The organism is Pseudonocardia ammonioxydans (assembly GCF_900115005.1).
GTDB lineage: Bacteria > Actinomycetota > Actinomycetes > Mycobacteriales > Pseudonocardiaceae > Pseudonocardia > Pseudonocardia ammonioxydans.
Genome location: NZ_FOUY01000004.1, coordinates 58,262 through 83,132 on the forward strand (window position 1 = coordinate 58,262; position 24,871 = coordinate 83,132).

The window sequence follows — 24,871 nt, forward strand, 5'->3', positions numbered from 1 at the left end:
TCAGTAGTCCTCGTCCGGCGGGGCCTCGCGGTCCTGGTCGGCGACATCCGCCGGGTCCGCCTCCAGCGTCGCCGCCGGGTCGACCACCGGTGTCGCCGCCGGGTCGGCGTCCAACGTCGCTGCGGCGTCGGTCATCGGCCTCCCCGGCCGGTCGGCCTCCGATGTCGCCGGCCGGTCGGCCCCCGGCGTGACCGGCCGGTCGGCGTCCGGACGGGCGTCGCGCAGCTGGTCGAGGACGTCGGCCGGGTCGGTCTCGGTGGCCGGGCTGTCCGGGCGCATGCTCGCTCCTTCCGTCGGGTCGGGTCGGGCGGGTCGGCTCGACCGTCAGGTCGTCCGCCTCCGCCGGGCCTACCCGTCCGGCGCGGCGGGCATGCGCGCCCCGGGGCCACCGGGTGGTCCGGTACGGACAGCCGGCAGCTCAGACGGATCCGACCACACGCAGGTCGGCGGCGGGTGCGTCCGTCGGCGGCCCGACCTCGGCCCACGTCGTCTTGCCGGCGGGATGGGGCCGCACTCCCCACCGGCGCGCGACGTTCGCGACGATCTGCAGGCCGCGGCCCCGCGCCGCGGTGGCGTCGGGCGGCTGCGGGCGCCCGACCACCCGGGAGCCGTCGCGCACGCCGATCCGCACCGACCCGTCGCACACGCGGGCGGTGAGCCGCATCGGCGTCCGTGCGTGGTCGACGCCGTTGGCGACGAGCTCGTGCAGTACCAGGACGGCGTCCTGGACGACCGGCTCGGGCAGCTGCGCGGACAGGAAACGCTGCAGCTCCCTGCGGGCGCGCCGGCACGACCACGGCAGGGCCGGCAGGTGCAGTGCCCACGAACGACCAGGCATCCACGGTCTCCCTCCGCGTCCATGGCGACCCCGTTCTCGGGCCTCGCCGGGGTACCCCGTGCGGGCTGCGCGCACACCTGCGTCGGCGTCCGAGTGGCGGCCGCCGCCGGAACCGGTACCGTCAGGCACACGACGCGTGAGTCCCTCGCGCGTCTCCGACGTGTAGAGCCACCTGCGCGTGCCGCCGTCCAGCGTGCACGACGAGGAGGCCACCGTTGCGCATCGCCATCGTCCGTACCCCCGAGGCCGGGACCACCTGCGGTTCCGGGCTCGTCGCGAGCGCGCTCGCCGCCGCGGGGCACCACGTCGGGATCCACACCGACCGGCCCGCCGACCCCGAGCTGGTCGCCCCCGCCGGGGGTGCGGGCACGCTGCGGATCGGCGACCTCGGTGCCGACTGCGATCTGGGTGCCGACTGCGATCCTGGCGACTACTGCGATCTCCGGGACGACCTTGCCGCCGCCTGGTCCGACGCGCCGCCCGACGTGGTGCACGCGGTCGGCCCCGCCGCGGCCCGGGCCGCGGCGGCCACCGGGCTGCCCCTCGTCCTGTCCCTCCCGGTCCTGTCCCTCCCGGCCGGCGCGCCCGGCCCGGGCTCCGGGTCCACCGCCGGCGCGGCGCCCGACGTCGCCCGGGTCCTGGCCTCGAGCGAGGACCAGCACACCGCGCTGCTGCGCCACGGCGTGCCACGGACCCGGCTGCGCACCGTGCCGGCCTGCGTCGACACCGACGCCTTCACCCCGCACGGCCCGGCGCTGCGCCGGGGCGACCGCCCGCGCCTGGTCGTCCTCGGGTCGCTGGCCCCGGGCGCCGGCGCCGGGACCGCGATCCGCGCCCTGGCCGGGGTGCGGGGCGCGGAACTGCTCGTGGCCGGCGGTACCGAGGGCGAGGACCCGGACCGGGCCCGGCTGTTCCGGGTCGCGCGGGAGGCCGGCGTCGCCGACCGGGTCCGCTTCCTCGGCCCGGTCGCCGCGACGGCCATGCCCCGGTTGCTGCGCTCGGCCGACGTCGTGGTCGCCGCCGCCGGGTACGACGTCCCGGTGGCGCCCGTCCTGCAGACGATGGCGTGCTCGCGACCGGTCGTCGCGTCGGCCGTGGGCGGCCTGCAGGACGCGGTCGTGGACCGGGTCACCGGCGTCCACGTGCGCCCCGGACGTCCGGACGAGGTGAGGGTGGCTCTGCGCGGGCTGCTCGCCGACGACGCCATGCGGACCGGCTACGGGATCGCCGGGCGGGACCGGGCGGTCTCCCGGTTCGACCGGGCGCGGATCGCGGAGGCGCTGGGTGAGGTCTACGCCGAGGTGGTCGCCGACCTGCCGGTCCCGGCGACCGCGGGGGAGAGGCGCGGGAACCGCGAGCCGGTCGCGGCCGGCTGATCCCCGCGCGGCCGGTCGCGCTGCGAGCACCGCGGCGAGCGGCCCGCAGGCCTCGCCGGGGTGGCGCGGAGCACACCCGGGTGTCGGCCCTCGGCCCGGCTGTCCGGTACGTCCTCCACCTCGCGGGTGATCATGCGTCGTATTGCTGAGCATTGCTAATCACGGGTCGTACCGTGATCCGCATGCGTACTGCCGACGACCAGTGGGACATCACCAGCAGCGTGGGCGCCACCGCGCTCGTGGTCGCCGCCGGGCGGGCCACCGAGAGCCGCCGGGACGACCGCCTCGTCGACGACCCCCTCGCCCAGGCCTTCGTCGACGCCGCCGGCCCCGTCCTCCCGGTGCCCGACGGCCGCACCCCGGACGGCACCGACTGCACGGGCGGCACCGACGGCACGGACGAGGGGCCCGGCGCCGGCGGGGACGACGGCGACGAGTGGGTGGCGCAGGCCGGCTACCAGGGTGTGCGGTCGCGGTTCTTCGACGAGGCGCTGCTCGGCGCGGGTACCCGCCAGGTCGTGCTGCTCGCGGCCGGGCTGGACGCACGGGCACTGCGGCTGGGCTGGCCGTCCGGGACGACCGTGTTCGAGGTCGACCAGCCGCGTGTGCTCGGCTTCAAGGACGAGGTGATCGACTCGGTGGGCGGGACCCCCACCGCGCGGCGGGTGACCGTCCCGGTGGACCTGCGCCACGACTGGCCGGCCGCGCTGACCGCGGCCGGTTTCGATCCGCGGCTCCCGACGGCGTGGCTCGCCGAGGGGCTGCTGCCCTACCTGCCCGCCGACGCCGAGCGCCTGCTGTTCGAGCGGGTGCACGCGCTGTCCGCGCCGGGCAGCCGGATCGCCGTCGAGCACATCGGCGGGATCGGCGACCGGATCGCCGCCGACCCGTACCTGCGGTCGCTGTCCGAGCGGCTGTTCGGGACCGACGTCCGGGGGTTGTTCTTCGACGAGCCGCGGACCGAGGCCCCGCACGCCCGGCTGCGCCGGTACGGATGGACGGTCACGGCCCGTCGCGCCGCGGACGTGGCGACGGACTACGGCCGCCCGCTCGACGGCCGGATCGCCGCGATGGGGGAGGTGGAGCTGCTCTCGGCCGATCTCGGCTGAGGCAGCGCCAGCAGGGCGAGGTGCACCGCCGTGCGGATCTCGGGGTCGGTGAGGTCGGCGCCCAGCAGCGTCGAGAGCCGCCGGATCCGTGCGTAGGCGGCCGGGCGGCCGGTGCCGAGCCGGCGGGCGACGTCGGTGACGACCCCACCGGCGTCGACCAGCGCGCGCAGGCCGTCCAGTGCCCGCGCACGCTCCTGCGTGCCGAGCGCGAGCACCGGCCCGAGGGTCTCCTCGACGAACCCGAGCAGGCGCGGGTCGTCGCGGAGCCGGTGGACGAGCCCACGCACCCCGAGCCCGGCCCGGCGGTGCGGCACCGCGGGGGTGACCGCGGAGTCCGGCCGGGCGTCGGCCACCAGGTGCGCCTCGCGCAGCAGGGCGGGCAGCTCGGCGAACGGGCCGGGCCCGGCGACGGCGGCGACCACCGGGACCTCCGCGGGCAGCCGGGCCACCAGCTGCTCCGCGCGCGGGGCCGGGGACGCCGGGACGAGGACGACCACCCGCCCGTCGCCGCTGCGACCGGCCGCGGGAGCCGTCGCGGCACCCGCTCCGCCGGCCGGGGCCGCCGCGCCCGGGGCGCGGTCACCGGGGGCGGAGCCGGGCGCGGACCCGGCCGGTGCGCCGCCGTCGGGAGGGGCCGCGCCGGTCGCCGTCAGCGCGTCGGGGGCCACGTCCGGCACGGCCGCGTCGGCCAGCGCCCGCAGCCGGGGCAGCGGCGCCCCGGCGAGCACGACGACCTCGAGGTCCCCGCCGGTCGGCACCCCGCAGGCCCGCGCCCGCACCGCGAGCCCCTCGGTGTCGACCGGCGTCGCCCCGACGAGGTCGGCCACCAGCCCGTCGTGGGCGGCGCGCAGCAGCGCGGCGGGGTCGGGTTCGAGCAGGGTGAGCGCGTCGGCGGCGTGGCCGAGCAGCGTCGTGACCCGGTCGCCGGCCCCCGGCGCGGGCCGGACCGGCACGACCAGCCGTCCCCACCGGGCCCCGGGCCGCCCCAGCGGCGCCGACTCCCACCCCTCCGGGCCGGCGGGTCCGGCCAGCCGGGACCGGGCCCGCCAGTCGCGCAGGTCGGGGGTGCCGCCGGTGAGCAGCACCCGGTGGGCGAGGTCCTCGCACACCACCGCGCCGTCGAGCAGCGCCGCGGCCTCGCCGACGACCCGGGACGGCGCCACCCGGTGCAGGGTGAGCGTGCGGAACACCGTCCCGGCGTGCTCGGCGAACGACGCCCGCTCGTGCCGGGCCGTGAGGATCCGGGCCAGTACCCCGGCGACGATGTCGGCGAAGCGCACCGTGCGGCGCAGCTCGACCAGCGGGAACCCGGCGGCCCGGGCGGCCTGCACGAGCGGGCCGGGCAGCGCGGTGAGGTGCTGCCCGATCTCGACGACCAGCCCGACCGCACCCGCGGCACGCAGCGCCTCGACGTACCGCGCGGGATCGGTGGTCGGGTCGGCGACGGGCAGGCCGACCGAGAGGATCAACACCTCGCCCGGCAGCGTCCCCGCCGGCTCGGCCAGCTCGCTGACGTGGACCCAGCGGACCTCGCGGTCGAGCGCCTCCCGCCCGGCACGCACGACCGGCCCGCCGGAGCGGACCTCGGGTCGCGCCAGGACCTCCGCGATCGTCGGGTACACCGGCGACACTCCGTTCGGTCGCGCGGACCAGGACGTACAGATCGTATCCCGACCGGGGTGCCTTCCACGGCCGACGATCGGGAGTCGCCCCGTCGCCCGCCACCCGCAGGAGGAGCCCCATGACCGCCCTCGAGGAGAACGACACCGGCACCGCCGGGCACACACCCGCTCCGTCCGGCAGTTCGCTGTCCCCGGCCGCGGCGTCGGCGGGCCGGCACCTGTGGATGCACTTCGCCCGCATGCACGGCCGCGACGGCGCGAACCCGGTACCGGTGATCACCAAGGGCGAGGGGATGCACCTGTGGGACGACCGGGGCAGGCGGGTCCTCGACGGGCTGGCCGGGCTGTTCGTCGTGCAGGCCGGGCACGGCCGCCGCGAGCTCGCCGAGGTCGTCGCCCGGCAGGCGTCGGAGCTGGCGTACTTCCCGGTCTGGGGCTACACCACCCCGCCCGCCGCCGAGCTGGCCGAGCGCCTGGCGCACCTGGCGCCGGGCGAGCTGAACCGGGTGTTCTTCACCTCCGGCGGCGGTGAGGCCGTGGAGAGCGCCTGGAAGGTCGCCAAGCAGTACTTCGCGCTGCGCGGCCGCCCGGCCAAGCACAAGGTGATCAGCCGGGCGACGGCCTACCACGGCACCACCCACGGGGCGATGGCGATCACCGGGCTGCCGGCCATGAAGAAGGACTTCGAACCGCTGGCGCCGGGCGGGTTCCGGGTGCCGAACACCAACCTCTACCGCCACCCCGAGTTCGACGGCGACGCCGAGGCACTCGGCCGCTGGGCCGCCGACCGGATCGAGGAGGCGATCCTGTTCGAGGGCGCCGACACCGTCGCCGCCGTCGTGCTGGAGCCGGTGCAGAACTCCGGCGGCTGCCTGACCGCGCCGCCGTCGTACTTCGCGCGGGTCCGCGAGATCTGCGACCGGCACGACGTGCTGCTGGTCTCGGACGAGGTGATCAACGCGTTCGGCCGGCACGGGTACCCGTTCGCCTGCACGAAGTTCGGCTTCACCCCCGACATCATCACCTGCGCCAAGGGCATGACCTCGGGCTACGGCCCGCTCGGCGCGATGATCACCACGGACGAGGTGATCGAGCCGTTCCTGGAACCGGGGGTCACGTTCCCGCACGGCTACACCTGGGGCGGGCACCCGGTCTCGGCCGCCGTCGCGCTGGCCAACCTCGACCTGATGGAACGCGAGGACCTCTACGGCAACGTGCTGGCCCGCGCCGACGCGTTCGGCGCCACCCTGCGCAAGCTGCTGGACCTGCCGATCGTCGGCGACGTCCGCGGGGACGGGTACTTCTGGGCGGTCGAGCTGGTCCGGGACCGGCACACCCGCGAGACGTTCGGCGCCGCCGAGCGCGAGCTGCTGGTCAAGCGGTTCCTGCCGGGCGCCCTGTTCGACAACGGGCTGTACTGCCGCCCCGACGACCGCGGTGACGTCGTCGTGCAGCTCGCGCCGCCGTTGATCGCCGGGCAGGCCGAGTTCGACGAGATGGAGCAGATCCTGCGCCACACCCTGACCGAGGCCGCCACGCTGCTCGACTGACGCCGCGCGCGAAGTTGTTCACCAACCCGTCGGTAACTACGTTGTGACGCGCAGGAACCGGGAGCCCGGCAGGGCACGCCGTACGGGGGATGGGCATGACGACCGAGGCGACGACCGGGGCGCACAGCGGCCCGTCCGAGGTGCTGGTCGTCCAGCCCCGGTCGCACACCGAACGGACGATCCTGCGCCGCTGGGCCGAGGAGAGCCATCCGGGTGCGCCGGTGGTGCCGATCGGCGACGGTCCGGAGGTCCCGGCGGCGCTGGGCGAGGCGCTGCACGGCGACGACACCGTGATCGTCCCGGCCCGCGTCGCCTGGGTGACCCCGGAGGCCGGGGAGCCGGGCGCGGTCCGCAGGCTGCGCGGGCTGGCCACCACCGCCGTCATGCGGATGGCCTGGTCACCGCTGCACCCGGCGATGGCCCGGCACCGTCCGGACGCGGCGCGGGTCGTCGTGGGCGAGCCCGCGACCGTCTCCGACCTGGTGTCGCGGTTCGTCGCCCAGGAGAACGGCCGCCCCGGGTCGGAGGGCTTCGCCCGCTTCGTCGTGCGGCAGGCGGTGCTGGCCTGCGACCGCGTCGAGCGCCGGATCCTCGGCGACCGGTACAAGGTGCCGCGCCGGATGGTCGAGCAGATCACCTCCTCGGCCCGGTTCGCCGAGCTGGCGGCCCGCCTCGCCCGCCGCACCGGCCGGCCCGCGCCGGAGGTCGCGCAGCGGCTGGAGTCGTGCCTGCACGAGATGGCCGCGGTGCAGAGCCCGCCGGCCATCGACGTCTTCCGGGCGATGATGGGCCCGATGCACGCCAAGGCCTGGGACGTCCAGGTCGACGAGTCCGGGCTGGAGCGGCTGCGTGCGCTCAACCGCGACCACGCGCTGATCTTCCTGCCCAGCCACCGCTCCTACGCCGACCCGCTGCTGCTGGCAGAGGTCCTGCACGAGCGCAACTTCCCGCGCAACCACGTGCTCGGCGGCAACAACCTCTCGTTCTGGCCGATGGGGGCGCTCGGCCGCCGCGCCGGGGTCGTGTTCATCCGGCGCGTGTTCGGCGAGGACGTCGTCTACAAGGCCGCGATCCAGGAGTACCTGGGCCACCTGCTCGCGAAGCGGTTCAACCTGGAGTGGTACATCGAGGGCGGGCGCAGCCGGACCGGCAAGCTCCGCCGTCCCCGGGTCGGCCTGCTGCGCTACGTGGTCGCCGCGATGCAGGACCGGCCGGGGCTGGACGCGATCCTGGTCCCGGTCTCGATCGCCTACGACCAGCTGCACGAGGTCGGCGCGATGGCCGCCGAGCAGGCGGGCGGCGAGAAGCGGGCCGAGGGGCTGGGCTGGCTCTACCACTACTTCCGCGACCAGAGCCGGCACATCGGCACCGCGCGGGTGCGGATCGCCGAACCGCTGTCGCTGCGGCAGGCGCTCGCCGACGCGGGGGAGGGGCCCGCCCAGCTGGAGAAGGTGGCGTTCCGGGTGTGCGCCGGGATCAACGGGGTCACCCCGGCCACCGCCACGTCGCTGGCCACGTTCGCGCTGCTGTCCGCCCGTGACCGCGCGCTGACCCTGCAGCAGGTGCGTGAGGTCGTCGCCCCGCTGGCCGACTACCTGGAGGCGCGGGAGGTCGCCGTCCCGGTCGCGGAGCTGCGGACCCGGCACGGGCTGCGGATGACGCTGGACCGGCTGGCCGAGGCCGGTGTCGTCACCGTGTACGAGGGCGGGACCGAGCCGGTGTTCGCGATCGGCGCCGGCCGCCACCACGTCGCCGCGTTCTACCGCAACGGGACGCTGCACCACCTGCTCGAGCGGGCGCTGCTGGAGGTGGCGCTGCTGCGCATCGGGGACGCCGGGGACGACGAGGACCTGGTCGAGGTCGGGTGGCGCGAGCTCGCCCGGCTGCGCGACCTGCTCAAGTTCGAGTTCTTCTTCTCGACCCGCCGCGCGTTCCGCGGGGAGATCCTGCGCGAGCTCGGCCTGATCGACCCCGACTGGCGGCGGCGCGACGCCCGCCCGGCCGACGTGCGCGCGGCCCTGCGGCAGCTGCCGTTGCTGGTCGCGCCGGGCGTGCTCCGCTCGTTCCTCGACGCCCAGCTGGTGGTCGCCGACCGGCTGGCCGCGCTCGGTGATCGTCCGCTGCCCGCGGAGGGCGACGGCCCGCTGCCGCCGCAGCAGGAGTTCCTCGACGAGTGCCTCGGTGTGGGCCGGCAGATGCTGATGCAGCACCGGCTGGACCGGGCCGACTCGGTGTCGCGTGAGCTGTACGCCACCGCGGTGCGGCAGGCGGAGAACCGCGGGCTGGTCACCCCCGACGGCGCGGGCCGGGCCGGCGCGGACGGCGCCGGGCCGTCGCTCGCCGAGAAGCGGGTGGCCTGGTGCGACGAGGTGGCCGCGGTGATCGACGACCTCGGACGGCTGGCCGAGCTGCAACGCGTCCGGCTCCAGGTGGTGCTGGGCACGGGCGACGACGAACCGGTCGCGCGGGCGCTCCCCGCGGCGGACGGGAGCACGGAGGGGGACGCGGGTGTCGCAAGCTGAGGGTGCGCGGGCCGAGGGTGCGCGATCCGAGGAGGCGCGGGCCGAGCGTCTGCGCGCCGTCCGGGAGGCCCCGCCGGGGCCGGGGACGATCGCGTACTTCGACTACGACGGCACCGTCATCGACGGCTACTCGGCCGGCGCGTTCTACCGCACCCGGCTGCGCGAGTTCGACGTCGGCCCGGTCGAGCTGGTGCGCACGATCCTGTCCGGGATGCGCGGCATCCGCACCGACGAGGACTTCAAGGAGTTCCTCGCCATCACCCTGGCCACCTGGACCGGGCGCCGCGAGGACGAGCTGTACGCGCTGGGCCGCACGCTGTTCCGCGAGGAGATCGCCGGCGCGCTGCACCCCGAGGTCTGGGAGCTGGTCGCCGCGCACCGCGAGCGGGGCCACCAGGTGGTGATGGCGTCCTCGGCGACCCGCTTCCAGGTGCAGCCGATGGCCGACGAGCTCGGCGCGGACCGGGTGCTGTGCACCGAGCTGGAGGCCGACGACGGCGTGCTGACCGGCCGGGTGGTGGGCGTCTCGCTGTGGGGGCCGGGCAAGGCCGCGGCCGTGCGGGCCGACGCCGCGGCGCACGGCGCCGACATCGGGGACTGCTTCGGCTACGCCAACGGCACCGAGGACGCCGAGTTCCTCTCCGCCGTCGGGAACCCGGTCGCGGTGTCCCCGACCGACTCGCTGCGCAGGCTGGCGGGCGAGCTGGGCTGGCCGGTGCTGGACTGCGCGCCCCGCGGCGGGCTGTTCCCCGACGTCGGCGACCTGGCCCGCACCGCGGTCTTCTACGGCGGCATGGCCGGCGGACTGGCCGCCGCGGCGGGGGCCGGGCTGCTGCACCGCTCGCGCCGCACGTTCGTCGACATGGCCGCCGGGGTCGGCGCCGACGTCGCGTTCGGGCTGGCCGGGATCGGCGTCGAGGTCACCGGCGCCGAGCACCTCGTGTCCGCGCGGCCGTGCGTGTTCGTGTTCAACCACCAGTCCAAGTTCGACGTGCCGATCCTGATGAAGCTGCTGCGCGACGGCTTCACCGGGGTGGCGAAGGCCGAGGCCGCGCAGATCCCGGTGTGGGGGCAGCTGTTCCGGATCGCCGACGTCGCCTTCGTCGACCGGAGCGACACCCGCCGGGCGCGGCAGGCGCTGCAGCCCGCCGTCGACAAGCTCCGCACCGACGGCATCTCGCTCGCGATCGCGCCGGAGGGCACCCGGTCGCCGACGCCCCGCCTCGGCCCGTTCAAGAAGGGCGCCTTCCACATCGCGATGCAGGCCGGGGTGCCGGTCGTCCCGATCGTCATCCGCAACGCCGGCGAGATCATGTGGCGTGGCGCGCAGACGCTGCGCGGGGGCACCGTCCAGGTCGTCGTGCACCCGCCGATCGACACCGCGCACTGGGTGCCCGAGGAGGCCGGGAAGTACGCCGAGCAGGTCCGCGGCCTGTTCCTCGACACCCTGACCACGTGGCCGGAGCGCCGCACGGACCGGGAGGAGGGCGAGCCCGGTGACCGCTGAGCTCCCGGTGCCCGCGCCGTCCTGGGGCACGAGCCGCGAGATGTCGCCGTTCGAGGTCATGATGTGGCGGGCCGAGGCCGACGACCCGCGCTACCGCTCCCCGGTGCTCGCCGTCGAGGTGCTCGACGCGGAGCCGGAGTGGGACCGGCTGGCCGCCGCCGTGGACTGGGCGACCCGGATGGTGCCGCGCTTCCGCGAGCGGGTCCGCGAGCCGCTGGCCGGGCTCGGCACCCCGTACTGGATCCACGATCTCGACTTCGACCTGCACTACCACCTGCGACGGGTGCGGATCCCCGGGTCCGGGCCCGGGTTCTGGGAGGCGCTGGGCCCGATCGCCGAGCAGTGCGCGATGACCCCGTTCGACCGGCAGCGGCCGCCGTGGGAGGCCGTGCTGGTCGAGGGACTGCCCGGTGGCGGGGCGGCGTTCCTGCTGAAGATGCACCACGTGCTCACCGACGGCCTCGGCGTCGTCCAGCTGCTGTCGCAGCTGCACAGCCGCAAGCGCGAGCACGACGACGCCAAACCCCAGCCGGCCGCGCCCGCGACCGAGTCGCCGGACCCGCTCGCCGAGGTCGACCGCCTGGTGCGCCGCGAGGCCGGGATGGTGCCCGCCGCGGGCCGGGCGGCCCGGGACGTGCTGGGCGCGCTCGCCCGGCCGGTGGCCGCGGTCCGGGCCGGCGCCCGCTACCTCGACTCCGCGGTGCGGGTGCTGTCCCCGCCGGCCGGTGGGGCCTCGGAGCTGCTGCGTCCGCGCGGGCTGTCCTGGCGGTTCGCCGCGCTCGACGTCGGGTTTCCCGACCTGCGCGCGGCCGGCCGGGCGGCCGGCGGGTCGTTCAACGACGTCTACCTGGCCGCGCTGCTCGGCGGATTCCGGATCTACCACGAGCGGCAGGGCCGGCCGGTGCCCGGCGACGCGACCCTGCGCACCTCGGTCCCGGTCTCGGTGCGCCGCCCGGGCGACGCCGCCGGGGGCAACCGGTGGGCGCCCGCCCGGCTGCGGGCCCCGATGGGGCTGGTGGACCCGGCCGAGCGGATCCGCGCGGTCGGTGCGCAGATGCGGGTGGCGCGGGACGAACCGGCGCTGGAGAGCCCGGACGTCGTCGCCCCGCTGCTGGCCCGGCTGCCCGGCCCGCTGCTGACCCTGGTCGCCGGCGGCGCGACCACCGGGAACGACCTGCAGGCGTCGAACGTGCCGGGGCTGCGGTCCGAGGCGTTCCTGTGCGGGGCCCGCATCGAGCGCGTCTACCCGTTCGCCCCGCTGCCCGGCAGCGCGGCGATGATCTCGGTGGTCACCCACGGCGACACCTGCTGCGTCGGGGCCAACCTCGACGCGGCGGCGATCACCGACCGCGACCTGTTCGCCGAGTGCCTCGCCGCCGGGTTCGGCGAGGTCCTCTCCCTGCACCCGGGCTCGGCGGAGCCCGTGATCGTGCGATGACGGCGCTGTACCGCGGCGGTGCGGGGGAGCCGCTGCTCCTGCTGCACGGGGTCACGTCGTCGTGGCGGGCCTGGAAGCCGGTGCTGCCGATGCTGGAGCAGCACCACGACGTCTGGGCCGTGACGATGCCCGGCCACCTCGGCGGGCCGCCGCTGCCCGACGGCGGGTTCTCGATCGACGTCGTGGTCGACGCGCTGATCGAGCAGCTGGACGAGCTGGGCATCGACGAGGCCCCGCACGTCGTCGGGAACTCGCTCGGTGGCTGGGCGGCCCTGGAACTGGCCCGGCGGGGGCGGGCGCGGTCGGTGGTCGCGCTCTCGCCCGCGGGGGCCTGGGCGATGCCCTCGGACCTGTACCGGCTGCTGGCGACGTTCCGGGTGGGTGCGCTGCTGGCCGGGTGGCGGCCGGTGCGCCGGCTCGCCGGCTGCGGGCTGATCCGGCGCCTGCTGCTGCTCACCGTCGCCGAGCGCACCGACCGCTACACCCCGGAGGAGGTCGACGAGCTGTTCGACGACCTCGCCGGGTGCACGATGCTGGAGCCGTTGCTGTCCGCCGCGAGCGTCGAGACGGCGATCGCGCCGTTCGACCAGCTGCCGTGCCCGGTCCGGATCGCCTGGTCCGGTTCGGACCGGACGATCCCGTTCGCCCGGTACGGGCGTCCGATGGTGGACGCGGTGCCGGGCGCCGACCTGGTCGTGCTGCCCGGGGTCGGGCACGTCCCGATGGTCGACAACCCGGCACTGGTGGCGTGGACGATCCTGCAGCACACCCGCTACGAGGTGGCCTCCTGATGCCGGTGCGCCCGGACGGTCGCGCGCCGGCGTCCGGGGCGGGGCCGGGGCGGCCGCAGGCGTGCCGGACGCGGCCGTGATCTCCCCGCGGCTCGCCGCGATCGTGGCGGCGCTACCGCTGCAGCCCCACCTGCGGGTGCTCGAGATCGGCTGCGGGCCCGGCGCCGCGGCCCGGGCGATCGCCGACCGGCTGTCCACCGGGCACGTCCTCGCCATCGACCGGTCGGACGCGGCCATCCGCCTGCTGCGGGCCGGCTCGGCCGAGCAGCTCGCCTCGGGCCGGCTGCGCGCGCGCCGGGTGGCGATCGAGGACCTCACGCTGGCCGACGACGAGGAGCCGTTCGACCTGGTGGTCGCGATCCGGGTCGGTGCACTCGACGGCCGCCACCCCCGCGCCGGGGCGCGGGCCATGGACCGGATCGCGGCCGTGACCCACCCGCACGCCCGGCTGTTCGTCGACGGCGGGCAGCCGCTGCGGGAGCTGCCCGTCCACCGGAGGACCTGAGCGCGCGGGTGGGGCCGGTGCTCACCCGCCGGACGGCGGCTCCTGGGCCGCGGCCCCGGCGAGGGCCCGCACGACGGCGGCCTCGGCCCGCGGCCCGTCCACACCCAGTCCGGAGAGGACACCCTCGCCGTCCTCCTGCTCGAGCAGTGCCAGCAGGACGTGCTCGGTGCCGACGTAGTTGTGCCCCAGCCGCAGCGCCTGCCGGAAGGTCAGCTCCAGTGCCTTCTTCGCGGCCGCGTCGAACGGGATGAGATCGGGTACCTGCTCGGTCCGCTCCGGCAGGACGGCGGTGGCGGCCTGCCGGACGGCGTCCGCGGTCACGCCCTGCGGTTCGAGGAGGACGACCGCGAGCGACTGGGGGTCGGCCATCAGGCCGAGCGCCAGGTGGGCCGGGGTGATCCGGTCGTTGCCGGCCTCCCGCGCCTCGCGCTGCGCCACGACCACGACGTTGCGGGCGCGTGGCGTGAACTTCTTGAACCCGTCCTCGGGATCGATCGGCTCGTCCGCCTTCGGCACGAACCGCTTCTGTGCGGCCTGTTTGGACACGCCCATGCTGCGCCCGATGTCGGTCCAGGACGCACCCGAGCGCCGGGCGCGGTCGACGAAGTGTCCGATGAGGTGGTCGGCGACCTCGCCGAGGTGGTCCTCGGCGAGGACGGCGTCGGTGAGCTGGTCCAGCGGGTCGTCGTGGACGCCGGTGATGGCGGCGATGAGGTCGTCGAGCCGGGCGATGTTCGTGACCGGGAGAGGTGGAGTCATGGGGTCAACCGTAGGTTGACGCTGACGGATCGTCAACCTGAAGTTGACCGAGTGTCCGTCGCGCGGTGACGCCGGGCACTCGCTACCGTGCGCGCTCACGGTCACACGATCGAGTGACAACGCGGACGCGAACGGGGTGAGGACGTGCGACGACGACGGCATCTCGGCCGCGCCGGCGCGATCCTGCTCGGGCTCCTCGTGCTCGCCGGGTGCACCCGCACCTCGATCGAGGGGCTGCAGGTCCGCTCCGGCCCGGGTACCGGGCACGCGGTCGTCGGCACGATCCCGGAGTCGGGCACCCCGGTGCGGGTCGACTGCTGGCGGCGCGGTGAGCCGGTGCGCGGCGACACGGTCTGGTACCGGTTGCTCGGTCCGGTGGAGGGCTGGGTGACGAACTACTACGTGCACACGACCCGCGAGCTGGCGAGCACCCCGTCGTGCTGAGGGCTCCGTCCTGCTGAGCGCCCCGTACTACTGAGCACCCGGCCCTGTCGAGCGCCCCGTAGTGCCGAGTGCTCCGTCCTGCCGAGCGCGCCGTGCTGCCGAGCGCCCGTCCGGGCCGGGCTCACTCGTGCTCGGGCAGCAGCGGGACCTCCAGGCCCTGGTCGCGCCCCAGCTGGGTGGCGCGGGCGACCGAGCCGGCGCCGAAGCGGCGGCGTACCGCGTCCAGCGCGGTGTCCAGCGCCGGGCCGGCGTGGGCGTCGAGCGGGAGCTCGAGCTGCAGTGCGCCGTCGTCGTCGAGGTTGGTCAGCGACAGTCCGAGCAGCGTGATGCCGCGGTCGCGGATCTGCGGGGTCGCCGCGACCAGCAGACGCCGGGCCGCGGCCAGGATGGTCGGGGTGTGCGCGGTCGGCACCGGCAGCGTGTGCGAGCGGGTCACCCGGGCGTAGTCGGCGAACCGTAGCCGCAGCACCACGGTCCGGCAGACGCGCCCGCCGCCGGTGCCACGCCCGCCGGTCGGGGCGCGAAGCCGGCGGGCGAGCCGGTCGACCGTCCCGGCCAGGATCGCGTCCAGCTCCTCGGCGGTGCGCGGACGGCGGCCCAGGGCCCGCTGCGAGCCGATCGAGCGCCGGGTGCGGTGGGTGTCGACCGGCCGCGGGTCGCGCAGCCGGGCCAGCGCGTAAAGGTGCCGTCCCGCGGCCGGGCCCAACCGGGACACCAGCGCCGCCTCTCCCAGCCCCGCGACGTCGGCGACGGTTCGCACGCCGAGTTCGTGCAGCTTCGCGGCGGTGACCGCGCCGACTCCCCACAGCCGCTCCACCGGCAGCGGGTGCAGGAACTCTCGCTCGGCGCCCGGGTCGACGACCAGGAGCCCGTCGGGTTTCGCGGCCGCGCTCGCCACCTTGGCCAGGAACTTCGTGCGGGCCACCCCGACGGTGATCGGCAGCCCCGCCTCGTCCGCGACCCGGGCCCGCAGCCGCGCGGCGATCTCCCGCGGGCCGCCCGCGATCCGGGCCAGGCCGCCGACCTCGAGGAACGCCTCGTCGATCGAGAGGCCCTCCACCTCGGGCGTGGTGTCGCGGAAGATCGCGAAGACGGCGCGGCTCGCCTCGGAGTAGGCCGCCATCCGGGGCGGGACGACGATCGCGGCCGGGCAGAGCGCCCGGGCCTGGCGCCCGTTCATCGCCGTCCGCACGCCGTAGGCCTTCGCCTGGTAGCTGGCCGCCAGCACGACCCCGCCGCCCACGATCACCGGGCGGTCGCGCAGGCGCGGGTCGTCCCGCTGCTCGACCGAGGCGTAGAACGAGTCCAGGTCGGCATGCAGGATGGTGGCCCGGCCGCGCACGAACACATGTTCGCATGCGGCGGCGCCCTGGTCGAGGGCTCGGTGTTCGAGGGCCCGGTGTTCGAGGGTCCGGTGCTCCTCAGCTGCCGCCGGTGCGGCTCTGCCAGCGGACCAGCGCCTTGCGTGCCGCCTTCGCCACCCGCTTGTCCGGGTGGAACCCGCCGATCTCGGCGAGGACCTCGCCGAGGCGCGGGTGGTCGAGCCGCCAGAGGTCGTCGAACACCTCCACGGTCTCCGGCGGGAACTCGCGGGCGAACAGCGCAGGCCACTCGTCGGTCCCGATGGTGTCGACGGTGACCGCGAGGACGTCGACCGACGCGCGCAGCAGCAGTTCCGGCTCGACCGACTGCGGGTCCAGCCGGCCGCGGGCCACCAGCCGCCGGGCGACCTGGGCCCGGTGCGGACCGTCGAGGTGCCGGGCGAGCAGGTCGTCGACGAGGTCGGCGCCGAAGCGTTCCGCGGCCACGCTGGTCGCGGTCAGCACCACGACCAGCGGCTGCTCCGGGGCCAGCGCGCGGGTGACGAACGCGGCGACGGCCCCGTCCTTGTCGGGCTGGGCGGCGTGCCAGGCGTCGATGTCGCTGCGCCACTCGTCCGGCGGCACCTCACCGGCCAGGTCGACGATCTCGGCGACGCTCGCGACCGCGGGGTCGGGACGGCTGGGGAAGCCGAGCCCCTCCGCGGACAGCGCGAGCAGCGCGCACGCGACACCGCCGGGGGTCGGCGTGATCCGGCCCCCGGTCCGCCGGTCCTCGCCGAGGAGGTCGTCGCGCTCGGTCGTGGTGTCGGTCCAGGCGACCAGCCCGAGCCGCTCGAGGCGCTCGACGAGCCGGGCGGTGTGGAACGCCGGGAGGTCGGCGAGCCCGTCGTTCCAGTCCAGCACCAGGTCGAGCAGCGCGGCCAGATCGTCGAAGGCCATGCCGTCGTCGGGGTGGCGCAGCAGGGCGAGGAACGCCGGTGTGGCGTCGTCGGCCGGTTCGGGGAACTCGCCGTCGGCCCCGTCCGTCCCGTCGGCCCTGTCGAGGAGCTCCCCGGCGAGCTCGTCCGCGAGTTCGCCGGCGAGCTCGTCGTCGGGTGGGGAGCCGTCGCCGGTCGAGCCCAGCTCCCGGGCGAGGATCTCGAGCGCACGCTCGGTGGCCTCGTCGTCCAGGTCGGTGCCGTCCTGCTCGGTGCCGCCCGGGTCCGCGAGCCCGTCCGCGGCCCCGTCCGGGTCGTCGGCGTCCGGGCCGCCGTTCGGGTCATCGCCGTCCGGGTCATCGTCGTCGTCGAGCAGGCCGCCGAGCAGGTCGTCGCCGAGGTCGTAGCCGTCGTCGCCCCGGCGCTGCCCGCCCATCGACACGGTCAGCGCCCCGGCCTCGCGGGCGGCCAGCACCAGGTCCTCGTGCGCGGAGGTGTCGTCGAGTCCGGCGAAGCGCGCGCCGGCCACGAGCCTGCCGTTCTCCCGCTGCACGGCCCCGGCCAGCACCGCGGTCTCGAGGATCCAGGTCAGGTTCACCAGCCGGTCCGCGCGGTGCAGCCGCGCGTAGCGGGCCGCGTCGAGGTCGTCGGTGCCCAGCTGGGTGGCCAGGTGGCGGGCGTCGGCGAGGCGCAGGTTGCCGGTGCGCGTCAGCTGCCGGCCCTTCTCCCCGCACCACTGCGCCAGTGCGCGGGCGTCCCGCACGATCGTCGCCGCCGCCGCGGACTCCGCCCGCCGTGCCGGCCCGGGCAGCCGCACCGGGTCCGGGGGCGTGTCGAACTCGGCGAGCACCGGGTGCACGGGGCCGGCCTCCAGCTCGTCGTAGTCGTCGGCGTAGGCCGTGCACAGCCGCCGGATCTGCGACGGCCGCGGGCTGTCCCGGGTGAGCAGCCCGCACTCGTCGAGGTACTCCAGGAACACCGCGACGGTCAGCGGCACCAGGCGCAGCGGCAGGCGGTGCTCCGCCATGATCCGCGGGCACCAGCCGTCGAGGAAGGTCTCGACCTGTTCCAACGGCCAGTCGGCCAGGTCGCCGTCGGCCGCGAGCCACTTGTACTGGAGCAGCAGCTCGGCCGACATCGGCTCGGCGACGAGCTCGTTCTCGTCGAGCCAACCGGTGAAGCCGCTGATCAACCGGCCCGCGGTCTCCTGGAACGCGTCGTCCTCGTCCTCCGCGAACTGCATGCGCATGGTCCGAGTGTGCACCGTCGACCCGGCTTCGCGTGGGTCGGCGTGTCCGGAGCCGGGACGGCCGGGAACGGGCAGGATGGTCGGTTGAGATGACGACCCTGTTCGCCCTGCTGATCGCCGTCGCCGCGATGATCGGCAACACGATCGCGGCCCTGTGGGAGGCCAAGGGCAGCCGGCTGGCCCGCTACGGGCGGCCGGTGTGGCTGCAGCCGTGGTTCCTGGCGGGGCTGCTCGCCGACGTCGTCGCCTGGGTGCTCACCGTCATCGCGCTGCGCTACCTGCCGGTGTTCGCGGTGCAGTCCATCCTGGCCGGCGCGATCGCGCTCACCGCGCTGGCCGACCACGGCTGGAACCCGTGGAACCTGATCCCGCGCGACCGCTGGGCGGTGCTCGCCGTGCTGGCCGGGCTGGTGCTGGTGGCCACGGCCGCGGCCCCGGAACGTCCGGAGGCGCTGCCGCCCGCGGCGACGCCGGTGCTGCTCGCCTCCTTCGCGCTGCTGCTGGTGGCGACGCCGTTCGTGTGGCGGTCCGGGCGGCCGATGCTGCTGGCCCTGCTGTCCGGGCTCGGGTTCGGCGGCACCGCGCTCGCGGTGCGTGCCATCCACCCCGGCCCGTTCCGCTGGGAGACGGTGGCCGACCTGCTGCTCGACCCGCTGGTCTACGGGGTCGTGGCGATGGGGGTGCTGGGGGTGCTGACGTTCGCGAAGGCACTGCAGGACGGCGCGGTCGGGGAGGCCACGGCGGTGCTGTCGGTGACCGAGGTGGTCGTGCCCGGCGCGGTCGGGATCGCGCTGCTCGGCGACCGGATCCGGCCCGGGTGGGAGGCGGTCGCCGTGCTCGGTGTGCTCGTCGCGCTGGCCGGGGTGGTCGCCCTGACCCGGCCGGACCCGGACTCGGTCCGCCGCCGGGTGCACTGACCCGTGAGTGGTTTTCGCGGTCCTGGCCACGGTAACCACGCACGGGGAAGGTCGGCGGGTGCCGCGGCGTTGCCCCCGGTATGACGACGACCGGCGCCGACCCCCGCACCGAGCACACCGCCTGGCGGGCCGACCGCGAGGAGACGCTGCGCGAGCCGCACGGCTGGCTCTCGCTGACCGCCCTGCACTGGCTCACGCCCGAGGAGGGCACGATCCCCGGGCTGCCCGGGACCTGGCGGGTCGCCGACGCCGACCACGTCGCGATCACCGCGACGGCCGCGGACGGGGTGGTGCTGCCCGCCGCGCCCGAGCCGCTCGACGGGATCGCCCACGTCCGTCCGGTCGACGGTCTCCCCGGCGTGCTGGTCACCGTCGGGGAGCGTGTCGTGGAGATCGCCCGCCGGAGCGAGGACTTCGCGCTGCGCGTGCGGGACCCGCAGGCGCTCACCCGCACCGCGTTCGACGGCGTGCCGACCTTCGGCTACGACGAGGCGGCGGTCGTCGACGGGCTGTTCACCGCCTACGAGGAGCCGGGCCGGATTGCCGTCGACGCGGTCGTCGCCGGGCTGCAGCACTTCCCGACCGCGCTCGGCGAGGTCGCGTTCACCTACCGCGGGGCCCGGCAGCGCCTGGTCGCGCTGGCCGGCCGTGACGGCGGGCTGTCGCTGCACTTCCGCGACGCCACCTCCGGGGACACCACCTACGGCGCCGGGCGCATCCTCAAGACCGACGACCCCGGCCGGGACGGCACGCTGCGGCTCGACCTCAACCGCGTCGTCAACCTGCCGTGCGCGTTCACCGACCACGCGACCTGCCCGCTGCCGCCGGCGGGCAACGTCCTGACCGTGGCGCTCGAAGCGGGGGAGCGGACGCCGCACCGGCCCGACCTGGCCTGACTGTGCCGCCCGCCGCGGTGCGGTGGCGTCCCGGCGCCGGCGGGGCGAGGGTGGGGATCATGCGAGCGATCGGATTCACCACCCACGGCGGCCCGGACGTCCTCGAGGTCCTCGAGCTGCCCGAACCGCATGCCGGGCCGGGCGAGGTCCGGGTTCGGGTGTCCGCGGCCGCGGTCAACCCCACCGACACCGTGCAGCGCGCCCGGCCGCTGCAGAAGGTCGACCCGCCGTGGGTGCCCGGGATGGACATCGCCGGCGTCGTCGACGAGGCGGGCGACGGCAGCCCGGTCGCGGTGGGGGAGCGGGTGATGGCGATCGTCGTCCCCGGCGGGGCGCACGGGGCCTACGCCGAGCACGTCGTCGTCCCGGCGGGGTCGGTGGTGCCGCTGCCGGAGGGCGTCGACGAGACCGCGGCGAGCACCCTGCCGATGAACGCCCTCACCGCGTGGCTGGCGTTGGACGAGCTGGCCGTCCCGCGCGGCGGCACCGTCGCCGTCACCGGGGCCGCGGGCGCGTTCGGCGGCTACACCGTGCAGCTCGCGCTCGCCCGTGGGCTGCGGGTGGTCGCCGACGCCGCCGAGTCCGACCGGGAGCTGGTCGACGGCCTGGGCGCGCACGTCGTGCTGCCCCGCGGCGACGGGTTCGCCGACTCGGTCCGCGGCGCCGTCCCCGACGGGGTCGACGGGCTCGCCGACGGCTCGGTGCAGGGTGACGTGCTGCTCCCGGCGGTGCGCGACGGCGGCCGGATCGCCACCGTCCGCGGCCACCGCGGCGCCGAGGAACGCGGCATCGCCTGGCACCCGGTGTGGGTGCGCACGATCGCCGAGGACCGCGAGAAGCTGCTCGCCGTCCGCGACCTCGCCTCCTCCGGCGCACTGACCCCGCGGGTCGCCGGGACGTGGCCCGCGGAGAAGGCCGCCGACGCGCACCGCGCGCTCGAGGCGGGCGGGCAGCGCGGGCGCGGTGTGCTGCTGTTCTGACCGCGCGGCCGGACCGGTCCGCCCCGGGCCCCGTTGCAACGTCGCCGCAACCGGTGTCGCGCGTCACGGGTGTGGTGTTCACTGCACTCCAGGCCTGACAGCCCCGACGACCGCGGCAGGCCGGCGAGCGCCGCCGCGGTCGTGGCGAACCCGCTCGCAGGAGGTGCCGAGTGACCACCACGCAGTCGGAGACCACAGGAGTCAGCACTGCCCGCGCGACGGCCGAGGGCTGGCTCAACGCCTTCGCCGACGCCCTGTCCGCGCGGGACGTCGACCGGGCCGTGTCCCTGTTCGCCGACGAGTGCTACTGGCGTGACCTGGTCTCCTTCACCTGGAACCTGAAGACGGTCGAGCACCACGACGGCGTCCGCGACCTGCTGACCCGGACGCTGGAGTCGACCGACCCCTCCCGCTGGACGATCACCGCGGAGCCGAGCGAGGCCGGCGGCGTGACCGAGGCGTGGTTCTCCTTCGAGACCGCCGTCGGGCGCGGGTCGGGCCACGTCCGGATCACCGACGGCCGGGCGTGGACGCTGCTCACCACCCTCGACGAGCTCACGGGCCACGAGGAGCCGATGCGGGAGAACCGCCCGTTCGGCACCGAGCACGGCGCCAACCCCGACCGGGTCACCTGGAAGGAGGGGCGCGAGCAGGAACTCGCCGAGCTGGGCCGGACCCGCGACCCCGAGGTCGTGATCATCGGCGGTGGTCAGGGCGGCATCGCGCTCGGCGCGCGGCTGCGCCAGCTCGGTGTTCCGACGATCATCGTCGAGCGCAACGAGCGGGCGGGCGACTCCTGGCGCAAGCGCTACAAGAGCCTCGCCCTGCACGACCCGGTCTGGTACGACCACCTGCCGTACCTGAAGTTCCCGGACAACTGGCCGGTGTTCGCGCCGAAGGACAAGATCGGCGACTGGCTGGAGTTCTACACGCGGATCATGGAGCTGAACTACTGGGGCTCCACCGAGGCGACGTCCGCGACCTACGACGAGTCGAGCGGCCGGTGGGACGTCGTGGTCGACCGCGCCGGTGAGCAGGTCACGCTGCGCCCGCGCCAGCTCGTGATCGCCCTCGGTGTCTCCGGCAAGCCGAACATCCCGGACCTCCCCGGCCGCGAGCAGTACCAGGGCGAGGTGCAGCACTCCTCGCAGCACCCCGGCCCGGACGCCTACAAGGGCAAGCGCGTCGTCGTCGTCGGGTCGAACAACTCGGCGTTCGACATCTGCGGCGCGCTCTGGGAGGTCGGCGCCGACGTCACGATGGTGCAGCGGTCCTCGACCCACATCATCAGGTCCGCCTCGCTGATGGAGTACTGCCTCAAGGGCCTCTACTCCGAGGAGGCGGTCGCCAGCGGGGTCGACACCCGGACCGCGGACATGATCTTCGCGTCGCTGCCGTACCGGATCATGAACCAGTTCGAGAAGCCGAACTACGACCGGGTCCGCGAGATCGACGCCGAGTTCTACGCGAAGCTGGAGAAGGCGGGCTTCCGGCTCGACTTCGGCGACGACGAGTCGGGCCTGTTCATGAAGTACCTGCGCCGCGGCTCGGGCTACTACATCGACGTCGGCGCGGCGGAGCTGGTCGCCGAGGGCAAGGTGAACCTCGTCGGAGGGCAGGTCGAGTCCTTCACCGAGAAGGGCATCCGGCTCGCCGACGGCACCGAGCTGGACGCCGACCTGGTCGTGTTCGCCACCGGGTACCGGTCGATGAACGGCCTCGCCGCCGACATCGTCGGGCAGGAGACGGCCGACCGGGTCGGCAAGGTCTGGGGCCTGGGCTCCGACACCACCAAGGACCCCGGTCCCTGGGAGGGCGAGCAGCGCAACATGTGGAAGCCCACCCAGCAGCCGCACCTGTGGTTCCACGGCGGGAACCTGCACCAGAGCCGGTTCTACTCGCTGTACCTGGCGCTGCAGCTCAAGGCCCGCCAGGAGGGCATCCCGACCCCGGTCTACGCACTCCAGGAGAGTCACCATCTGGCATAGCTGCTTGTGAGTGGTTATCGCGGTCAGAACCGCGATAACCACTCACGGGTAGGATCGTGTGACCGCTGTCACGCGATCAGGAGCGACAATGAAGTCGATCTTCTTCCATCTCATGCCCTACCGGGACCTCCCGGTGGACTTCGAGCAGCGATACGAGTCGATCTGGGTCACCCCACCCAACACCGAGCTGTGCGACCCGCGGCGGGTGGCGCAGTACTACCAGTGGAACCTCGACGAGCTGGAGCTGGCCGACGCGCTCGGCTTCGACGGCGTCGGGGTGAACGAGCACCACCAGAACGGCTACGGGTTCATGGCCTCGCCGAACCTGATGGCGGCCTCGCTGGCCCGCCGCACGCCCAACAACTCGGCGATCATGGTGCTGGGCAACACCCTCGCGCTGTACGCGCCGGCCACCCGGGTGGCCGAGGAGTTCGCGATGCTCGACGTGCTCTCGAACGGCCGGCTCGCCGCCGGGTTCCCGGTCGGGACCTCGATGGACGTCAACTTCTGCTACGGCGTCACCCCCACCGAGACCCGGCCGCGTTTCCGGGAGGCCGAGGAGCTGATCACCCGGGCCTGGACCGAGCCCGGGCCGTTCACGTTCAACGGCCGGTACAACCAGCTGCGCTACGTCAACCCGTGGCCGCAGCCGCTGCAGCAGCCGCACCCGCCGGTTTGGCTGGCCGGCGGCGGGTCGGTGGAGACCTGGGAGCTCGCGGCGGCGAAGAACTACACCTACAGCTACCTGTCCTTCTTCGGCGCGAAGTTCGGCAAGAAGCTGATGGACGGTTTCTGGTCCACGATGGACGAGCTCGGTATCGACCGGAACCCGTTCCGGGCCGGGTTCGCCCAGCAGATCTGTGTGTCCGAGACGGACGAACGGGCCGAGCAGGAGTACCTCGAGCACGTCACCTACTTCTTCAACAAGTGCCTGCACATCCCGCCGTACTTCTTCGAGGCACCCGGCTACCGGACCCGGAAGTCGACCGAGTTCGCGATCAAGACGAACCAGCCCGGGGCGATCGCCGCGGCCGCGGCGCTGGAGAAGAACTGGAAGACCCTCGTCGAGGAGGGCTTCATCATCGCCGGCAGTCCGTCCACCGTGGCCGATCGGTTGATCGAGGTCGCCCGCACGCTGCGGGTCGGCAACCTGCACGCGCTGCTGCAGATCGGGTCGATGCCGCACGAGCTGACGAAGAAGAACATCACGCTGTTCGCCGAGGAGGTCATCCCGCGGATCCGGCACATCTGGGACGACGAGGGCTGGACCCACGAGTGGTGGCCCTCCGGGGCGGCCGTCCGCGCCGTCACCGCCGAGCCGGCCGCGCAGGTGTGAGGGGGCGACGATGACGGTCACCGGAGCACACACGGAGGAGCGCGAGGTGCGGGTCGGCCCGCTCACCGCGCGGGTGCTGGTCGGCGGGACGGGCGAGCCGCTGCTGTTCCTGCACGGCGCGGCGGGGCTGATGTGGGATCCGTTCCTCGACGGGCTCGCCGCCTCGCACACCGTGTACGCGGTGCACCATCCCGGCTCGGGGGAGGGCGAGGACCTGTCGCACCTGCCCGGGATCTGGGAGCTCGTGCTGTTCTACGACGAGCTGCTCGACGCGCTCGGCCTGGACCGGGTCACGGTCGTCGGGCACTCGTTCGGCGGGATGGTGGCGGCCGAGCTGGCCGCGAACTCCCCGCGGCGGGTGGACCGGCTGGTCCTGCTCGCGCCGATCGGGCTCTGGCTCGACGAGCACCCGATCCCGGACATCGCCGGGATGCCGCCGACCGAGCTGCCGGCGCTGGTGCTCGCCGACCCGACCGGGCCGCTCGCCCGGGCGATGGAGGTGCCCGCCGACGACCCGCAGGCGCAGTTCGAGGCGGCGATGCGGATGGCGAGCATCCTGCACTTCATCTGGCCGATCCCGGACAAGGGCCTGGACCGGCGGATCCACCGGGTGTCGGCGCCCACGCTGCTGGTCTGGGGCGAGCAGGACCGGCTCGTCGACCCGGCCTACGGCCCGGCGTTCGTCGGGCACCTGCGCGACGCCCGCCTGGTGACCGTGCCGGACGCCGGCCACCTGCCCCACCTGGAGAACCCCGCACCCGTCGCCGAGGCCGTGCACGGGTTCCTGGACACGAAGGAGAGCTGA

The 24,871-nt window shown here is 75.1% G+C and carries 21 protein-coding genes; 15 read left to right on the forward strand and 6 right to left on the reverse strand.

The annotated features are described in order from the left end of the window. Both BM093_RS05740 and BM093_RS05745 read right to left on the reverse strand, forming a co-directional pair. The gene (locus BM093_RS05740) at positions 1–279 is read right to left on the reverse strand and encodes a hypothetical protein (protein ID WP_093338295.1); all 279 of its coding nucleotides are present in this window, start codon (positions 277–279) and stop codon (positions 1–3) included. Positions 280–418: 139 nt separating this feature from the next. Next, entirely contained in the window at positions 419–838 is a 420-nt protein-coding gene (locus BM093_RS05745) for an ATP-binding protein (protein ID WP_093338298.1), read from the reverse strand. Positions 839–1,053: 215 nt separating this feature from the next. Between BM093_RS05745 and BM093_RS05750 the strand changes: the two genes are divergently transcribed. Continuing rightward, complete coding sequence (locus tag BM093_RS05750; protein ID WP_093338301.1) at positions 1,054–2,214, forward strand: glycosyltransferase; 1,161 nt, start codon at positions 1,054–1,056, stop codon at positions 2,212–2,214. 182 nt (positions 2,215–2,396) lie between these two features. Beyond that, positions 2,397–3,323, forward strand: a complete 927-nt coding sequence (locus tag BM093_RS05755; protein WP_093338305.1) for an SAM-dependent methyltransferase — start codon at positions 2,397–2,399, stop codon at positions 3,321–3,323. On the opposite strand, the gene BM093_RS05760 is transcribed toward BM093_RS05755, so the two are convergent. Continuing rightward, positions 3,251–4,945 (reverse strand): PucR family transcriptional regulator, encoded by a 1,695-nt coding sequence (locus BM093_RS05760; RefSeq protein WP_093338679.1) that lies wholly within the window; start codon positions 4,943–4,945, stop codon positions 3,251–3,253. The genes BM093_RS05755 and BM093_RS05760 overlap by 73 nt on opposite strands. A 119-nt stretch (positions 4,946–5,064) precedes the next feature. Here BM093_RS05760 and BM093_RS05765 point away from each other — a divergent pair, with 119 nt between their 5' ends. The 6 genes from BM093_RS05765 to BM093_RS05790 all read left to right on the forward strand — a co-directional run bounded on the left by BM093_RS05765 (position 5,065) and on the right by BM093_RS05790 (position 13,258). Continuing rightward, a complete protein-coding gene (locus tag BM093_RS05765) occupies positions 5,065–6,495 on the forward strand; it encodes an aspartate aminotransferase family protein (protein ID WP_093338308.1) in 1,431 nt (476 codons plus the stop codon). 95 nt (positions 6,496–6,590) lie between these two features. After that, entirely contained in the window at positions 6,591–9,017 is a 2,427-nt protein-coding gene (locus BM093_RS05770; protein WP_177238288.1) for a glycerol-3-phosphate 1-O-acyltransferase, read from the forward strand. Continuing rightward, on the forward strand, positions 9,004–10,524 hold the full coding sequence (locus BM093_RS05775; RefSeq protein WP_093338316.1) for an HAD-IB family hydrolase: 1,521 nt from the start codon (positions 9,004–9,006) through the stop codon (positions 10,522–10,524). Before BM093_RS05770 ends, BM093_RS05775 begins: the two co-directional genes overlap by 14 nt. Continuing rightward, a complete protein-coding gene (locus BM093_RS05780) occupies positions 10,514–11,962 on the forward strand; it encodes a wax ester/triacylglycerol synthase domain-containing protein (protein ID WP_245773329.1) in 1,449 nt (482 codons plus the stop codon). Before BM093_RS05775 ends, BM093_RS05780 begins: the two co-directional genes overlap by 11 nt. Next, complete coding sequence (locus BM093_RS05785; protein ID WP_093338319.1) at positions 11,959–12,753, forward strand: alpha/beta fold hydrolase; 795 nt, start codon at positions 11,959–11,961, stop codon at positions 12,751–12,753. Before BM093_RS05780 ends, BM093_RS05785 begins: the two co-directional genes overlap by 4 nt. A gap of 76 nt (positions 12,754–12,829) precedes the next feature. Continuing rightward, the gene (locus tag BM093_RS05790; protein WP_245773330.1) at positions 12,830–13,258 is read left to right on the forward strand and encodes an SAM-dependent methyltransferase; all 429 of its coding nucleotides are present in this window, start codon (positions 12,830–12,832) and stop codon (positions 13,256–13,258) included. A 21-nt stretch (positions 13,259–13,279) separates the two neighbouring features. On the opposite strand, the gene BM093_RS05795 is transcribed toward BM093_RS05790, so the two are convergent. Then, entirely contained in the window at positions 13,280–14,017 is a 738-nt protein-coding gene (locus BM093_RS05795; RefSeq protein WP_093338322.1) for a Clp protease N-terminal domain-containing protein, read from the reverse strand. A gap of 144 nt (positions 14,018–14,161) precedes the next feature. Between BM093_RS05795 and BM093_RS05800 the strand changes: the two genes are divergently transcribed. Continuing rightward, positions 14,162–14,461, forward strand: coding sequence for an SH3 domain-containing protein (locus BM093_RS05800; RefSeq protein ID WP_093338325.1), 300 nt, complete (start codon positions 14,162–14,164; stop codon positions 14,459–14,461). A 121-nt stretch (positions 14,462–14,582) separates the two neighbouring features. On the opposite strand, the gene dinB is transcribed toward BM093_RS05800, so the two are convergent. Next, complete coding sequence (dinB, locus tag BM093_RS05805; RefSeq protein ID WP_218162678.1) at positions 14,583–15,809, reverse strand: DNA polymerase IV; 1,227 nt, start codon at positions 15,807–15,809, stop codon at positions 14,583–14,585. A 73-nt stretch (positions 15,810–15,882) separates the two neighbouring features. Beyond that, positions 15,883–17,949, reverse strand: a complete 2,067-nt coding sequence (locus tag BM093_RS05810) for a hypothetical protein (protein WP_093338328.1) — start codon at positions 17,947–17,949, stop codon at positions 15,883–15,885. Between the two features lie 89 nt (positions 17,950–18,038). Here BM093_RS05810 and BM093_RS05815 point away from each other — a divergent pair, with 89 nt between their 5' ends. From BM093_RS05815 to BM093_RS05840, 6 genes are all read left to right on the forward strand, one after another. After that, the gene (locus BM093_RS05815; protein ID WP_093338331.1) at positions 18,039–18,866 is read left to right on the forward strand and encodes a hypothetical protein; all 828 of its coding nucleotides are present in this window, start codon (positions 18,039–18,041) and stop codon (positions 18,864–18,866) included. An 80-nt stretch (positions 18,867–18,946) separates the two neighbouring features. After that, positions 18,947–19,762, forward strand: coding sequence for a DUF1684 domain-containing protein (locus tag BM093_RS05820; RefSeq protein WP_093338334.1), 816 nt, complete (start codon positions 18,947–18,949; stop codon positions 19,760–19,762). A 59-nt stretch (positions 19,763–19,821) separates the two neighbouring features. Then, a complete protein-coding gene (locus tag BM093_RS05825; protein WP_093338690.1) occupies positions 19,822–20,742 on the forward strand; it encodes an NADP-dependent oxidoreductase in 921 nt (306 codons plus the stop codon). Between the two features lie 170 nt (positions 20,743–20,912). Continuing rightward, on the forward strand, positions 20,913–22,730 hold the full coding sequence (locus tag BM093_RS05830) for an NAD(P)/FAD-dependent oxidoreductase (RefSeq protein ID WP_093338336.1): 1,818 nt from the start codon (positions 20,913–20,915) through the stop codon (positions 22,728–22,730). Between the two features lie 88 nt (positions 22,731–22,818). Continuing rightward, on the forward strand, positions 22,819–24,066 hold the full coding sequence (locus BM093_RS05835; RefSeq protein WP_093338339.1) for an LLM class flavin-dependent oxidoreductase: 1,248 nt from the start codon (positions 22,819–22,821) through the stop codon (positions 24,064–24,066). Between the two features lie 10 nt (positions 24,067–24,076). Next, on the forward strand, positions 24,077–24,871 hold the full coding sequence (locus BM093_RS05840) for an alpha/beta fold hydrolase (RefSeq protein ID WP_093338342.1): 795 nt from the start codon (positions 24,077–24,079) through the stop codon (positions 24,869–24,871).